Annotated in this window: 16 protein-coding genes; 12 read left to right on the top strand and 4 right to left on the bottom strand. The window is 72.9% G+C overall.

Going from position 1 to position 13,926, the window contains the following annotated elements; all coding sequences use genetic code 11:
• The first annotated feature begins 109 nt into the window (after nt 1–109).
• Nucleotides 110–1,873 (top strand): TNT domain-containing protein, encoded by a 1,764-nt coding sequence (locus BJY14_RS12790; RefSeq protein ID WP_312879179.1) that lies wholly within the window; start codon nt 110–112, stop codon nt 1,871–1,873.
• A 12-nt stretch (nt 1,874–1,885) separates the two neighbouring features.
• Here BJY14_RS12790 and BJY14_RS12785 read toward each other — a convergent pair whose 3' ends face one another.
• Nucleotides 1,886–2,536, bottom strand: coding sequence for a cysteine--tRNA ligase (locus tag BJY14_RS12785; RefSeq protein ID WP_179843816.1), 651 nt, complete (start codon nt 2,534–2,536; stop codon nt 1,886–1,888).
• A 22-nt stretch (nt 2,537–2,558) separates the two neighbouring features.
• Nucleotides 2,559–3,365, bottom strand: a complete 807-nt coding sequence (locus BJY14_RS12780; RefSeq protein WP_179843815.1) for a class I SAM-dependent methyltransferase — start codon at nt 3,363–3,365, stop codon at nt 2,559–2,561.
• 45 nt (nt 3,366–3,410) lie between these two features.
• Here BJY14_RS12780 and BJY14_RS12775 point away from each other — a divergent pair, with 45 nt between their 5' ends.
• The 3 genes from BJY14_RS12775 to BJY14_RS12765 all read left to right on the top strand — a co-directional run bounded on the left by BJY14_RS12775 (nt 3,411) and on the right by BJY14_RS12765 (nt 5,974).
• On the top strand, nt 3,411–3,746 hold the full coding sequence (locus BJY14_RS12775) for a hypothetical protein (protein WP_179843814.1): 336 nt from the start codon (nt 3,411–3,413) through the stop codon (nt 3,744–3,746).
• A 55-nt stretch (nt 3,747–3,801) separates the two neighbouring features.
• The gene (locus BJY14_RS12770) at nt 3,802–4,674 is read left to right on the top strand and encodes a crotonase/enoyl-CoA hydratase family protein (protein WP_179843813.1); all 873 of its coding nucleotides are present in this window, start codon (nt 3,802–3,804) and stop codon (nt 4,672–4,674) included.
• Between the two features lie 316 nt (nt 4,675–4,990).
• The gene (locus BJY14_RS12765) at nt 4,991–5,974 is read left to right on the top strand and encodes a polysaccharide deacetylase family protein (RefSeq protein WP_312879178.1); all 984 of its coding nucleotides are present in this window, start codon (nt 4,991–4,993) and stop codon (nt 5,972–5,974) included.
• A 252-nt stretch (nt 5,975–6,226) separates the two neighbouring features.
• Here BJY14_RS12765 and BJY14_RS12760 read toward each other — a convergent pair whose 3' ends face one another.
• Entirely contained in the window at nt 6,227–6,496 is a 270-nt protein-coding gene (locus tag BJY14_RS12760; protein WP_179843812.1) for a putative acetyltransferase, read from the bottom strand.
• 112 nt (nt 6,497–6,608) lie between these two features.
• Between BJY14_RS12760 and fdxA the strand changes: the two genes are divergently transcribed.
• The 7 genes from fdxA to BJY14_RS12725 all read left to right on the top strand — a co-directional run bounded on the left by fdxA (nt 6,609) and on the right by BJY14_RS12725 (nt 11,948).
• On the top strand, nt 6,609–6,935 hold the full coding sequence (gene fdxA, locus BJY14_RS12755) for a ferredoxin (protein ID WP_131759039.1): 327 nt from the start codon (nt 6,609–6,611) through the stop codon (nt 6,933–6,935).
• A 117-nt stretch (nt 6,936–7,052) separates the two neighbouring features.
• The gene (dapC, locus tag BJY14_RS12750; RefSeq protein ID WP_179849337.1) at nt 7,053–8,138 is read left to right on the top strand and encodes a succinyldiaminopimelate transaminase; all 1,086 of its coding nucleotides are present in this window, start codon (nt 7,053–7,055) and stop codon (nt 8,136–8,138) included.
• A 158-nt stretch (nt 8,139–8,296) separates the two neighbouring features.
• Nucleotides 8,297–8,914 (top strand): DUF4178 domain-containing protein, encoded by a 618-nt coding sequence (locus BJY14_RS12745; RefSeq protein ID WP_179843811.1) that lies wholly within the window; start codon nt 8,297–8,299, stop codon nt 8,912–8,914.
• 2 nt (nt 8,915–8,916) lie between these two features.
• Nucleotides 8,917–9,423: a DUF2617 family protein gene (locus BJY14_RS12740; RefSeq protein WP_179843810.1), complete on the top strand. Its 507-nt coding sequence runs from the start codon at nt 8,917–8,919 to the stop codon at nt 9,421–9,423.
• On the top strand, nt 9,420–9,854 hold the full coding sequence (locus tag BJY14_RS12735) for a DUF4247 domain-containing protein (RefSeq protein WP_179843809.1): 435 nt from the start codon (nt 9,420–9,422) through the stop codon (nt 9,852–9,854). Before BJY14_RS12740 ends, BJY14_RS12735 begins: the two co-directional genes overlap by 4 nt.
• A gap of 28 nt (nt 9,855–9,882) precedes the next feature.
• Nucleotides 9,883–10,320: a DUF350 domain-containing protein gene (locus BJY14_RS12730; protein WP_179843808.1), complete on the top strand. Its 438-nt coding sequence runs from the start codon at nt 9,883–9,885 to the stop codon at nt 10,318–10,320.
• A 131-nt stretch (nt 10,321–10,451) separates the two neighbouring features.
• Nucleotides 10,452–11,948, top strand: a complete 1,497-nt coding sequence (locus BJY14_RS12725) for a polyamine aminopropyltransferase (RefSeq protein ID WP_376770000.1) — start codon at nt 10,452–10,454, stop codon at nt 11,946–11,948.
• 16 nt (nt 11,949–11,964) lie between these two features.
• On the opposite strand, the gene BJY14_RS12720 is transcribed toward BJY14_RS12725, so the two are convergent.
• Entirely contained in the window at nt 11,965–12,675 is a 711-nt protein-coding gene (locus BJY14_RS12720) for a MerR family transcriptional regulator (protein WP_179843807.1), read from the bottom strand.
• Between the two features lie 94 nt (nt 12,676–12,769).
• Here BJY14_RS12720 and BJY14_RS12715 point away from each other — a divergent pair, with 94 nt between their 5' ends.
• Nucleotides 12,770–13,912, top strand: a complete 1,143-nt coding sequence (locus tag BJY14_RS12715; RefSeq protein WP_179843806.1) for an acyl-CoA dehydrogenase family protein — start codon at nt 12,770–12,772, stop codon at nt 13,910–13,912.
• Nucleotides 13,913–13,926: the final 14 nt, after the last annotated feature.

Here is a 13,926-nt window from a genome sequence, read left to right as displayed (position 1 = left end):
CTCCCGCGAGCGTCGCCAGTGCCCGGGGCGGCGCGCAATACATTGATCAGTGCGGTTAACCTGCCGATCAGGTGCCATAGGGGGAGCCATCGGGACGGAGGGACGCGCGGTGACGGGCCAGGACGACCGCGTCGCGGAGTTCGAGAGCCGGATCGCCGAGTGCGCGCGGCGGCTGGCCCCGCCCGGGTGGCGGCGGCTCGACCTGCGCTGCGCCGCGACCGTCGCCGTGAGCGACGTCGCGCTGGCGGTGCTGACGGGCGAGGGCCGGATCGTGGCGGGCGAGGGCGTCCCGGATGAGCTGACCGGCCTGCTGATGGATCTGCGCCGCGCGCGGTACGTGTCCGAGCGGGGCAGCTGGTTCTCGATGACCATGATCATCGAGCCGGGGTCGGTGCTGTGCCTTTACAACCGCGACTTCGATCCGCTGTGGGACCCGCCGATCCCGGTGGAGTGCTGGCGGCGCGACCAGATCGTGATGCCGCGGGACGGCGAGAACGTGCCGGGCTGGCTCCGCGACCGGCTGGAGGGCCGCGAGCCCGCCGCGCCGCCCGCGCCCGACGCCGGGCCGATGGACCCGGCCGAGCAGAGGGAGCTGCTGTCGGACCGGTTCGCGCTCCTGATCGCCGACCAGGCCCCCGCGCTCTGGGAGCGGGTCTCCGGGCACTACCGGGCGGGCGCCAGGATGCCCGCGATGACGTGCCACTCCGCCGACGGCGCCCGGACGTCCTGGACGGCGCCCGCCGCGGCCGCGGCCCTGCTCGACCGGCTCCGCGCCGGGACGCGGGCGTTCCAGGGCTCCACGTGGTCCCGGATCGACTTCGAGGTCCGGTACGAGGACGGGGCCGTGCGCTGCCGCGCGAGCTTCGCCCACGACGACGAGCCGCGCCCGCCGCGGTCCGGTCTGCGCCGGGCCAGGATCTTCGACCACGCGGGCCCGGACGGGAGCCGTCCCGCCGTGTCGCGGCCGCCCGTCCCGCCGGACGAGGCCGGCCGCGTGGCCGGGTACCTGCGGCAGGCCCCGACCGTCATGGCGGCGCGCTCGAACGCCCCCGACCGGCTCGACCCGTCGCGCGGAGCGGCCGTGCCGCTGACCTTCCACACCGACGGGACGTGGGTGTGGTCGGGCGCCGTGGCCTACTACCTGACCGAGCACGGCGTCCCGCCGGAGCCCGATCTCGTCGCGCACATCAGGGCCGGCGGGTTCCGCGTCCCCGAGGTGGACGAGGAGACCATGGACGCCGCGAACGCGGCCGTGACCGGACGCGCCGCGCCCGAAGGCGCCCCGACCGGGTCAGGGCCCGGCTGGGCGGGGGCGCTCCAGCACCGCCTCGACCAGCTCCGCGTCGACCGCGCCGCCTACCGCGTCAACGACGTGGCCGAGGGCGTCTGGTGCCTGACATCGGGGCCGGGCCGCTGGTCGGTGTTCCAGATGCGCGACGGCGAGCGCCGCAAGGAGGCCGTCTTCGAGGACGCCGAGCAGGCGTCGGCGCATCTGCTCGGACGGCTGCTGCTGGACCCGCGCCACAACGTCGGGGACGGGCCGTTCACGCCGCTCAAGGGCGAGCCGCCGCTCTCGCTCCTGCGCGACCGCCACGTCATGGAACTGGCCAAGGGAATGGAAGTGGACCGCTACGGCGGCCCGGACGGCAACGTGACGTATGCGGCGCGCACGCCGTATCCGCAGCGGTCGCTGCCGCCGGAGTGGCGGGAACGCCCGTATCGCCTCTACCGGTTGCAGCGGCCCATGGAGACCCTGACGGGAACGGCCGTCCCGTGGTTCGGGCAGCCGGGCGGCGGGACGGCGCACGTGTTCCGGAGGTCGATGGCCGACCTGGTCGCCGACGGCAGTCTCGTCGAGGTTCCGGACGCCTGACCGTTTCCCGGCTCAGGCCTGGCCGATCGCCGAGACCAGCCCGAGCGCCAGCACCAGGTCGAGGTGGATGAACGTCTCCAGCTTCGCGCCCGGCGGCACGTCCGGGTCGGCGGCGAGCCGGTCCAGGACGGCGAGCGCGGCGGGACTGCCGAGGTCGTCGGCCAGCGCGGCCTCCGCCTCGTTCGCGTACGCGCGGTCGATCGGGCGACCCGGGGACGTCGCCCACTCGGCGACCTTGCCGCGCCACGCGTCCAGCCGCTCCGCGGCCGCCGACAGTCTCCGCTCCGACAGTTCCAGAGGCTCCCGGTAGGGGACTTCCAGCATCGCCAGGCGGGCGGTCAACGGGTCCTGCGACGTCCCGTCCTCCTGCGGGACGGCCAGGCACAACGCGTCCCGGTCGACTGTGCCGGACACGTAGACGTCGGCGTCCGGGAGGACGCCGTCCAGCACCTCGAACGGCTGGACGTTGTAGTCGTCCAGGCCCGTCGCGGTGCCCGGCGTGCTCACGACCCGGACGCGGCGACCCGACCGTTCGGCGACCCGCCGCAGCAGGTCGGCGACGACCGCGCGGCGGTACGCGCCGTCCACGACCTGGACGCGCAGCCCGCGCCCGGCGGGCAGTGCCTCCGGCCGTCCCGTCCGATGATCGTGGAGCCGCAGCATGCCTCCCACCCTAGGGCGGCGCCTACAGCGGGTGGTCGGCGGCCATCGGCCCGAAGGGCGTCGGCGCGGGGCCGTCCGACCGGCGGACGGCCGCGAACCGCAGCCGCACGTAGTCGGCGACCCACCCCGACTCGCGGCGCAGCGCGGGCGCGGCCAGGTCGTTCACCCGTTCGAGCAGCGGGTCGACCAGCTCCGGCGGGACGTCGGCCAGCGCGCGGGAGGCGTAGGCGCGGACCCAGTCGGCGGCGCCGTTCGGCCCCTCGGTCATCCGGGTCGGGCGGTCGGCGTGCTCCAGCAGCCGCAGCGTGAACCCGGCCTCCTCCAGCTTGGTCGCGTACGCGGCCGGCGACGGGAAGTACCAGGGAAGCTCGGGCTCGCCGAGCCCGAACACCCGCCACGCCGTCTGCATCGCGACGATCAGCTCCGCGCAGTTGCCCGCGCCGCCGAGCTCGCCGACGAACCGGCCGCCGGGGCGCAGCGCCGCGTGCACGCGCCCGATCACCGCGTCGGGGTCGCGGGTCATCCAGTGCAGGGCCGCGTTCGAGGCGACCGCGTCGAAGGACTCGCCCACGGTGAAGTCGTGGGCGTCGCCGACGATGAACGACAGCCCCGCGTGCATGGCGGTCGCCTGCGCGACCATCTCGGGGCTGCCGTCGATGCCCAGCACCTCGGCGCCCCGCTCGGCGATCTCCGCGCTGAACGAGCCGGTGCCGCACCCGAGATCGATGATCCTCTCTCCGGGCTGCGGATCGAGCAGGTCGACGAGGGGCGCACCGTGCGCGGACACGTACCCGAAGGCGGAGTCGTACGTCGTCACGGCCCAGTTCACTGTCACAATTTATCGGACACCGACCGATGGTGAGGTGGGGATGCCGTGGCGGACGTCACGTCCGAGATCCGCGTCGTCGGGGCCGAGGGCCCGGACGGCCTGACCCTGCGCACCCGCGGGCTGGCCGCGAGGGGCCTCCCGGAACTGCGCGCCGACGGGCTTCCGCCCTACCTGGGGCAGGGCTGGGCGCGCGTCCTCGCCGCGCTCGCGCGGCGCCTCGCCGCCACCGGGGAGATCCCGGAGGAGCTCGCGCCCGGCGTCGAGATCCGCCTCGCGCCGGCGGACGACGGCACGCTGGCCCCCGTCCCGCCGCCGGGACGCGACCTCGCCGAGTGGCGCCGGGACGTCCTGCTGCGGATGTTCCCCGAAGCCCGCGCCTGACGGACACCTTCCTAGAATCGGATTCTGACAGCCGGGCTGGAGAAGGGTGCGCAGGGTGCCGTACGCAGAGATCGAGTACGAGGTTCGGGACGGGGTCGCCACCGTCACGCTCAACCGGCCGCAGAAGATGAACGCCTACACGTTCGTCATGCGCAACGAGATGCTCGACGTCTTCGACCGGATCGACGCCGACGACGACGTGCGCGCGGTCGTGGTGACCGGAGCCGGGCGCGCGTTCTGCGCGGGCGCCGACCTGAGCGGCGGCGGCGACACCTTCGACAAGGACAAGTCCAAGGACATGTTCGCGGGGGAGGACGACGTCCTGGAGGACGGTACGCCGCGCGACGGCGGCGGGACGGTCGCGCTCCGCATCGCCCGCTGCCTCAAGCCCGTCATCGGCGCGTTCAACGGCGCGGCGGTCGGCGTGGGCGTGACCATGACCCTCCCGATGGACGTGCGGCTCGCCAGCGAGAAGGCCAGGTTCGGCTTCGTGTTCGCGCGGCGCGGGATCGTCACCGAGGCCGCCTCCAGCTGGTTCCTGCCGCGCCTGGTCGGCATCGCGCAGGCCATGGAGTGGGCCGCCACCGGCCGGATCTTCGACGCGCAGGAGGCCCTGGCGGGTCGTCTCGTCTCCCGCGTGTACGCGCCCGACGAGCTCCTCCCGGCCGCGTACGCGCTGGCGGGCGAGATCGCCGGCAACACCTCCGCCGTCTCGGTCGCCGCGATCCGGCGCCTCATGTGGTCGGGGCTGTCCGCACCGTCCCCGTGGGACTCGCACATCGCCGACTCCCGCCTGATGGCCTCGCTCGGCGGCGGCGCCGACGCCGTCGAGGGCGTCTCGTCCTTCCTGGAGAAGCGCGACCCCGCCTTCCCGCTGCGCGTCAGCAAGGACCTCCCGCCCGAAGTCCCCGACTGGCCCGTCCGCTGAGCCTCGCCGCCCGGGGTGGAGCCGTCAGCGCGGACGGCCCGCCACGGGCGGGGTGAATGTGACCGAGGGTGCTCGTCCGTGCCTCCGGTCGATGGCCGCCTTCGGCCACCGAAGGCCCGTCCTGCGGCCGCCGGGAGGGCGTCCGGGCATGAGGCGACCCCGGTGACGTGCGGGGGAGCGGGCCGTCGCATGATGGAGGGGAAATCCCCCGGTGCGTCCCAAGGACGATCTTGATTTTCCGGACCATCGGGAAGCGTGTTGCATCGGTTACGGAGGGTATTAAGCCGCCCGAGGTAACACGTTACGGGGGTGCCTGGTGCGGATCAGGAATTGTGCCGTCATCGGCGCCGGACTCCTGCTCGCGGCCGGATGCAGCCACGCGGAGCGGCAGGCGCGGACCGCCGGGGAGCACGGCGCGATCAAGGGCAGGGCGCAGGCGACGCGGTCACCGAGACCGGCGCCGCCCCCGCCCCGGAAGATCGACTGCGATCGGGTGAAGTGCGTCGCGCTGACGTTCGACGACGGCCCCGGCCCCTACACGGCGCGGCTGCTCGACACGCTCAAGAGGAACGGCGTGCGCGCCACGTTCTTCATGCTCGGCGAGAACGTCGGCGCCCACCGCGACATCGTGCGCCGGATGGCCCTGGAGGGCCAGGAGGTCGCCAACCACAGCTGGTCGCACCCTGACCTGACCACCCTGTCGTCCGCCGAGGTGCGGTCCCAGATCCAGCGCACGCAGAAGGCCGTCAAGGACGCCTCCGGTCTCGCGCCCACGCTGGTGCGGCCGCCCTACGGGTCCACGAACAAGCGCGTGGAACACGCGATCGGGATGCCGCTGGTCCTCTGGAGCGTCGACACGCTCGACTGGCGCTACCGCGACGTCGCCCGCGACACGCGCGTCGGCGTCAAGGAGCCGAAGAGCGGCGGCATCGTCCTGTTCCACGACATCCACAAGCCGAGCGTCGACTCCATCCCCAAGGTCGTGGACGGACTGCGCAAACGCGGGTTCACGTTCGTGACCGTCTCGGAGCTGTTCACCGGACGGCGGCTCGTGCCCGGCACGTCCTACAGCGAGCGGACGGCGCCGCCCACGCAGGTCACGGCCAGTCCGCCGCCCGCCGGATCGTCCGCCGGCCCGGCCGCCACGAGCAAGGCCCCCGGCGCCCCGGCCCCCGGCGCTCCGGCGCCCGACGCGTCGGCGTCCAGGGGGCCGGTGCCCGGCGCCCCGGACTCCGGAGCCCCGAGCGGCCCGGCGCCCAGCGGTCTGGCCCCCGCCCCGCCCATCACCCCGAGCCCCTGACCCGCCGCCGGAGAACCGCACCACCTGCGGCCCCCGCGCGCCCGGCGCGGCGTCCTCGGCGCCCGCCGCGGACGCTAGGGCCTGTCTCGAAGTCGCCTCGGCCATGCCGCGCGAACGCGTGACCTGCCCGGTGGAGCGACGCCGGAGGCGAGCGGAACCGGGCAGATCGCGAAGCGATGCCGCGTTCGCCCAGGCACGGTCACGTAGCGAGCCGCCAGGCGAGCGAAGTGGGCCGGGACTTTGAAACACGGCTTAGCCGTCCTCGGGTTCCTCCCGGCGGGGACGGCGCCGGGGCGGCGGCTGCGGCGGGACGACCTTCGCCGCGACCATGGTCGCCTCCGGCACCTCGACGAGTTCACCGGTGCGGCGGCGCACCGCGAGCGTCCCGGCGGACCATGATTCGAGTACGCCCACGACGTCGCTGTACTCTCCCGTAGGCAGACGGCGGCGCAGCGAGATCCGCTGGCCCACGTCCGCGCCACTGATGGCCACCACCAGGCGTGCGGCGAAGCGGCCGGACATGTAGGGACCCCCATGTCGAATCGACGGGCGCGGGGTGGCCATACTATTCACAGCGAGCTTGCGGTGAGCCGTGACGTGCGGCGGGGCCGGAAATCCGAGAGGAGTCACTGACGTGACCTACGTCATTGCGCAGCCCTGCGTGGACCTGCTCGACAAGGCATGCATCGAGGAGTGCCCGGTCGACTGCATCTACGAAGGGAAGCGTCAGCTCTACATCCACCCGGACGAGTGCGTCGACTGTGGTGCGTGCGAGCCGGTTTGCCCGGTTGAAGCCATCTACTACGAGGACGACGTCCCCGAGCAGTGGAAGGACTTCTACAAGGTGAACGTGGAGTTCTTCGACGACCTCGGCTCGCCCGGCGGCGCGTCCAAGGTCGGGAAGATCGACAAGGATCACCCGATCGTCGCCGCGCTGCCTCCGCAGAGCCAGGACGACTGATCTCGGCGGGTCTGGAGCGCTCCTTCGGGGCGCGTCCCCGGGCCCGCCTGCGCCGGGAACCGGGCCGTGGTCGGGGACGACCGCGGCCCGGCGGGTTTCTCCAAGGAGGTATGGGCGTTGTTCACGCTGCCGGACTTTCCGTGGGATCGGCTCGCGCCGTACAAGGAGCGGGCGCTGGCGCACGCGGACGGCATCGTCGACCTTTCGGTCGGGACGCCCGTGGACCCGACGCCCGAGCCGATCAGACGGGCCCTCGCGGCCGCGTCCGACGCGCCCGGCTACCCGCAGACCTACGGGACGCCGGAGCTGCGCGAGGCCGTCGCGGGATGGCTGCGGCGCCGCGCCGGCGTGACGGGCGCCGACCCTGACGCGGTGCTCCCCGTCATCGGCACCAAGGAGCTCGTCGCCTGGCTGCCGACGCTGCTCGGCGCCGGGCCCGGCGACAAGGTCGTCTTCCCCGCGCTGGCCTACCCCACCTACGACGTGGGGGCCCGGCTCGCCGGGGCCGACCCCGTCGCGACCGACGGCACGCTGACCCTCGGCCCGGTCGCTCCGAAGATCGTGTGGGTGAACTCGCCGTCCAACCCGACGGGCAAGGTGCTGCCCGCCGAGCACCTGCGCAAGGTCGTGGCGTGGGCGCGCGGCCGCGGCGCGGTCGTCGTGAGCGACGAGTGCTACCTGGAGTTCGGCTGGGACGAGGGGAACCCGCCGATCTCGATCCTGCACCCGGACGTCTGCGAGGGCTCCCACGAGGGGCTGCTCGCGCTGAACTCGCTGTCCAAGCGGTCCAACATGGCGGGCTACCGCGCCGGGTTCGTCACCGGCGACCTCGCGCTGGTGAAGCGGCTGCTGGAGGTGCGCAAGCACGCCGGGATGATCGTCCCGGCGCCGGTGCAGGCCGCGATGATCGTGGCCTACGGCGACGACGCCCACGTGGACGAGCAGCGGGCCCGGTACGCGCGGCGCCGCGCGGTGCTGCGCGAGGCGTTCGAGAGGCACGGCTTCCGCATCGAGCACTCCGAGGCGTCCCTGTACCTGTGGGCCACACGGGACGAGCCCTGCTGGGACACCGTCGCCCACCTGGCATCCCTCGGCGTCCTGGTCGGCCCCGGCGAGTTCTACGGCGCGGGCGGCGCCCGGCACGTCCGCATCGCCTTCACCGCCACCGACGCCCGCGTCGCCGCCGCCGCGACCCGCCTCTGAGCGCGCGGCCGCACCCCCGCGGCCAGTTGAAATCCGACGTTTTCGGACGAAACCGCATCATCCTTTGATACGTCTGATCGCGGTATGGGCTTGACAGGCCACAGTCGGTAGGATCCGCAGGTCTGTCCCCCTATAACGGACGAAACGATGGAGGTGCCGTGGGCAAAGCGGCGATAGTGATCCTGCTGGCACTGATCCTGATCGCCTTGGTCGTGCTCATCGTCGTCCTCCTGCGGCGCCGGTCCGGGGCTCCGGCGCCCGCGCCCGCCCCGGCCGTCCCGCGCGACCCGTTCGCCGCGGAGGACCAGGTGGCCGGCGACCCCCGCGCGCTCAAGGCCGGCGACATGGTGGAGTACCTCGGCACCCGCTACTTCGTCCGCGGCTCGCTGCGGCTGAAGGAGGGCGGCTTCACCTGGAGCGAGCACCTCCTCGACGCCGACACGATCGAGGGCACCAAGGTGTGGATCTCCGTCGAGGAGGACCCCGACCTCGAGGTCGTCTGGTGGACCGAGCACGAGATCGGCGACCTGCGGCCCGGGGACAAGAGCATCGTCGTGGACGGCGTCGAGTACCGGCGCGACGAGCACGGCACCGCCGACTACACCAGCGAGGGCACGACGGGCGTCGGCGTGCAGGGCCGCGTCGAGTACGTCGACTACGAGGGGCCGGGCGGCAGGTACCTGTCGTTCGAGCAGTACGGCGGCGGGCAGTGGGAGGCGGGCCTCGGGGAGCGCGTCCCGACCGGATCGATGACGATCTACCCGGGCGGTAGCTGACCTTGCAGGCCACCCTCGACACCCCCTACTCGGACGCCCGCGCCGACGGGCTGTCGTTCGCGCTCGGCCTGCCGCCGATGGACGCCCTCGCCGTCCTGCCGGTGGAGCGCGCGGGCCTGACCGTGGAGCTGCGCCTGCTCGGCGCGTCCCACCAGGTCATCGCCGGGCCGCTGAGCGAGACGGTGGCGTGCCTGCCCGGACGCGCCGAACCGCTGCCGGGCCGTGCGACGACGAGCGTGCCCGGCTGGGCGTACGACTTCGCCGCGACGACCGCGGCGCACAGCGACGCGACGGCGTTCGCCCGCGCCGTCGAGGCCGTGTGCGCGCGGCTGGCGGACCGCGGTGACGCGCTGACCGGGGCGTTCCCCGGTTCCCCGCACGCCGTCACCGTCCTTGCCCTGGAAGACGCGGCGGGCCGGGAGGACGCGCTCGGATGGCGCACCTGGCACGCCTACCCGCAGACCCGGGAGATCGTGATGACGCGGAGCCGGCTGGTGAGACCCTCATGAACAGCAGATACCGGGTGGCGGGCGCGGCGGCCGCCGCCGTCCTGACCGCCACGGCGCTCGGCGGCTGCGGGAAGTCGCAGTCGTCCTGGATCGCCGACAAGTACACCAAGGTCGGATACGACACCTACCGGTCGCCGAAGGCCCCCCAGACGGTCGCCTCGGAGATCGGCCGCAAGTTCCGGCCCATCGACCGGGTGGACGACATGGCGACCATGGGCGCCAACGGCGGCATCTTCATGCGCTACCCGAAGCTCGTCGTCGGCGTCCTGCCGAACGGGACGGGCAGCCGCATCACGGTCGACAACCCGCGCGGCGGCTACAGCCGCCACTACTCGCACGTGAGCGGGCGCTGGAGCAGCCCGGGCAGCAACGGATGGACCAGGAGCGGCGCCGCGTCGTTCCGCGGCGGCGGACCCGGCTCGGGCAAATGAGGCGGCCGGGGCAACTGAGGAGCGACAGATGAACGACGTCCTTAACGAGATCGGGGCGACCTTCGCCTACGGCGCGGTCGGCATCGCCCTGATGGCGCTCGGCTACCTGGTCGTGGAGGTGACGACGCCCGGCAAGCTCGGCAAGCAGATCTGGACCGAGGGCAACCGGGGCGCCGCGCTCCTGCTGGCCGCCAAGCTCCTCGGCATCGCCGCGATCGTCACCACCGCGATCGTGACCAGCGACAACGACCTCACCGACGGCCTGGTCGACACCGCCGTGTTCGGCGGGATCGGCATCGTGCTGATGATCGTCGCGTTCTTCCTGCTGGACGTGCTCACGCCCGGCAAGCTCGGCGCCACCCTCGTGGACGCGGGCGGCACGGGCGGCGCGATCCACCCGGCGGGCTGGGTCGTCGCCGCCGCCGACCTCGGCGTGGCCGCGATCGTGGCCGGGGCGGTCTCCTGACGTCCCGCGACCTGGACCAGGCCGACCGGCCGACCGGCGGTCCCTCCCCGGAGCCGTCCCGTCCCGAGCGGGACGGCCCGGGGAGTCCGCGCGTCCCGGCGCGGGCGGCGCGCGCGCTGATCCTCGCGGCCGTGTTCGCGTGCGCGGCGTGCGGCCTGGTGTACGAGCTGGCCCTGGTCGCGCTCGGCAGCTACCTCGTCGGGAACTCCGTCACGCAGGCGTCGATCGTCCTGTCGGTGATGGTGTTCGCGATGGGCGTCGGCTCCCTGGCCGCCAAGCCGCTGCAGGGCCGCGCCGTGGTCGCGTTCGCGGTCGTGGAGGGCGCGCTCGCCCTGATCGGCGGCGTGTCGGTCCTCGTGCTGTACGCGGCGTTCGCGTGGCTCGACCTGTACGTCCCGGCGCTGGTGGTGGTGGCGTTCGCGGTGGGCGCGCTGATCGGCGCGGAGATCCCGCTGCTGATGACGCTGCTCCAGCGGATCCGCAAGCAGGACGCCGGGTCGGCGGTGGCCGACCTGTTCGCGGCCGACTACGTGGGCGCGCTGATCGGCGGGCTGGCCTTCCCGTTCCTGCTGCTGCCCGCGTTCGGCCACATCAAGGGCGCGCTCCTCGTCGGCGTCGTGAACGCCGTCGCCGGCATGGCGGTCGTGATGTGGCTGTTCCGCCGCGAGGTCGGCCGCGCCGCCCGGATCGGGCTCGCCCTCGGCATGGTCGCCGTCCTCGCCGTCCTCGGCGGGACGTACGCGCTCGCCGACGGCTTCGAGGTGTCGGCGCGGCAGGCGCTGTACGACGCCCCGATCGCGGTGGCGAAGCGGACGAGGTACCAGGAGATCGTCATCACGCGGCAGGCCGGACTCGGCCCCTCGGACCTGCGGCTCTTCCTGAACGGCGACCTCCAGTTCTCTTCGGTGGACGAGTACCGGTACCACGAGTCGCTCGTCCACCCGCTGATGTCGGGGCCGCACGGGCGGGTGCTGATCCTCGGCGGCGGCGACGGCCTGGCGCTGCGCGAGGTGCTGCGCTACCGGGACGTCCAGAGCGCGACGCTGGTCGAACTGGACCCCGAGATGATCCACCTGGCCCGGACGTACGGGCCGCTGGAGTCCCTCAACCGCCGCTCGTTCGAGGACCCGCGCTCCCAGGTCGTCAACGCCGACGCGTTCTCCTGGCTGCGCGGCCTGGACCGGCAGTTCGACGCGGTCATCGTGGACATGCCCGACCCCGACGACGTGTCCACCGCCAAGCTGTACTCGGTCGAGTTCTACGGGATGGTGAAGCGGGCGCTGGCACCGGGCGGCCGAATGGTCGTGCAGTCCGGGTCGCCCTACTTCGCGCCCAAGTCGTTCTGGAGCATCCAGAAGTCCATCGCCGCCGCCGGTCTCGCCACCACTCCCTACCACGTGGACGTGCCGAGCTTCGGCGACTGGGGATTCGTCCTGGCGTCCCCCGGGAAGCGGCCGCCCGCGCTGGCTCTGCCGCGCGACGTCCCGGACCTGCGCTTCCTCGACGGGCCGGTGCTCCAGGCGGCGGCGGCCTTCCCCAAGGACCGCCGGAACCGCGACGTGGACGTCAACACCCTCGTCCACCCGCGCCTGGTCGAATACGAGGGCCAGGAGTGGAAGAACTCCTGATCGGCGGCCGGCCGGGCTAGTCGGGGACCGACCGGCGGAGCGCCTTGTCGACGGCCCGCTGGAACGAGGTGACCAGTGACTGGATCATCAGCGGCTTGAGCTTCCCGGCCATCTCCATGAGCCGCTCGCGCTCCTGCGGGGCGCGCCCGCCCGCCCGATAGGGGCGGACGACGGTGTCCTGGAAGACCTGCTGGAGCTCGGCGGCCAGCGCCGTCGTGTGCCGGTCCACGGCCTCGTACGAGGCGACCAGGGTGTCCAGCGGCAGCGGGAGCGCCGCCAGTTCGGCGCTGACGCCGAGCAGCGCGGGGCTGACGACCCGCACCTCGCCCGCCGGGCCGTCCGAGATCCGCTCGACGACGCCGAGGGCCTCCAGCCGCCCGATCGTCTCGTCGTCCAGGTGGCGTCCGGCCCGCCGGTCCAGCTCGTGCCGGTCGAGGTCCTCGGAGCGCTCCGGCGCCCAGGGGGACAGCAGGGCGCGCTGGAGGGCGAGGTCCTCGGCCGGCGCGTCCAGCGGGATCCGCTGGAGGTGCTTCTCGATCGAGGCGAGCGTGAGCCCGAGCGCCTGGAGCTCCCGGACGAGTTCGAGCCGTGCCAGGTGGTCGGCGCCGTAGAGGCCCGTCCGGCCGCGCAGCCTCGGCGGAGGCAGCAGGCCCCGCCCGGCGTAGAACCGCACGGTGCGGACGGTGACCCCGGCGCGCGAGGCCAGCTCGTCGACGGTCAGTTCCATGCCGCCTCCCGGTATGTGACAGCACCAGTGTTACATTAATCGTGTATCAGCACGCACTTACTCAGGCCCACGCACTACGTAGGGAGACCGGCGGATGGGACGCGACATCTACACCGAGGAGCACGAGGCCTTCCGCGACATGGTGCGCTCCTTCATCGCCAAGGAGGTCGCGCCCCACCACGAGCAGTGGGAGAAGGACGGGATCGTCTCGCGCGAGGTCTGGCTGGCGGCGGGCCGCGCGGGCCTGCTCGGCATCGACATGCCGGAGGAGTTCGGCGGCGGCGGCGACCCCGACTACCGCTACTACGTGATCCTCAACGAGGAGCTGGCGAAGGCCGGCGTGCACGGCCCCGGCTTCGCCGTCCACAACGACATCAACGGCGGGTACCTGCGGCAGCTGTGCAGCCCCGAGCAGCAGCGGCGCTGGTTCCCCGGCTACTGCTCCGGCGAGATCGTCACCGCGATCGCGATGACCGAGCCCGCCGCCGGGTCCGACCTCCAGGGCATCAAGACCACGGCGCTGAAGGACGGCGACCACTACGTCCTCAACGGGTCGAAGACGTTCATCTCCAACGGCATCCTCGCCGACCTGGTCATCGTCGTCGCCAAGACCGACCCGTCCGCCGGGGCCAAGGGCGTCAGCCTCCTCGCCGTCGAGCGCGGCATGGAGGGCTTCGAGCGCGGCCGCAACCTCGACAAGGTCGGCATGCACGCCCAGGACACCGCCGAGCTGTTCTTCGACAACGTCCGCGTCCCCAAGGAGAACCTCCTCGGCGAGGAGGGCATGGGCTTCGTCTACCTCATGCAGAACCTCGCCCGCGAGCGGCTGTCCATCGGCGCCACCGCGCAGGCCGCCGCCGAGAGCGCCTTCGAGCAGACACTGGAGTACTGCAAGACGCGTGAGGCGTTCGGCCGTCCCATCGGCAAGTTCCAGCACAACCGGTTCACGCTCGCCGAGATGAAGACCGAGCTGACCGTCACGCGCGCCTTCACCGACGAGTGCATCGTCAAGGAGAGCAGGGGCGAGCTGACCCCCGACGAGGCCGCGATGCTCAAGTGGTGGAACACCGAACTGCTCAAGCGCGTCGTGGACCGCTGCGTCCAGCTGTACGGCGGCTACGGCTACATGACCGAGTACCCGATCGCCAAGGCCTACCAGGACGTCCGCATCCAGACCATCTTCGGCGGCACCACCGAGATCATGAAAGAGATCATCGGCCGCGGCCTCGGCGTCTGACCCTCAGCGCCGGG

The organism is Actinomadura luteofluorescens, assembly GCF_013409365.1.
GTDB classification, from domain to species: Bacteria; Actinomycetota; Actinomycetes; order Streptosporangiales; family Streptosporangiaceae; genus Spirillospora; species Spirillospora luteofluorescens.
The sequence above is the reverse complement of the archived record's forward strand: the minus strand, read 5'-3'. Positions and strand labels throughout refer to the sequence as shown.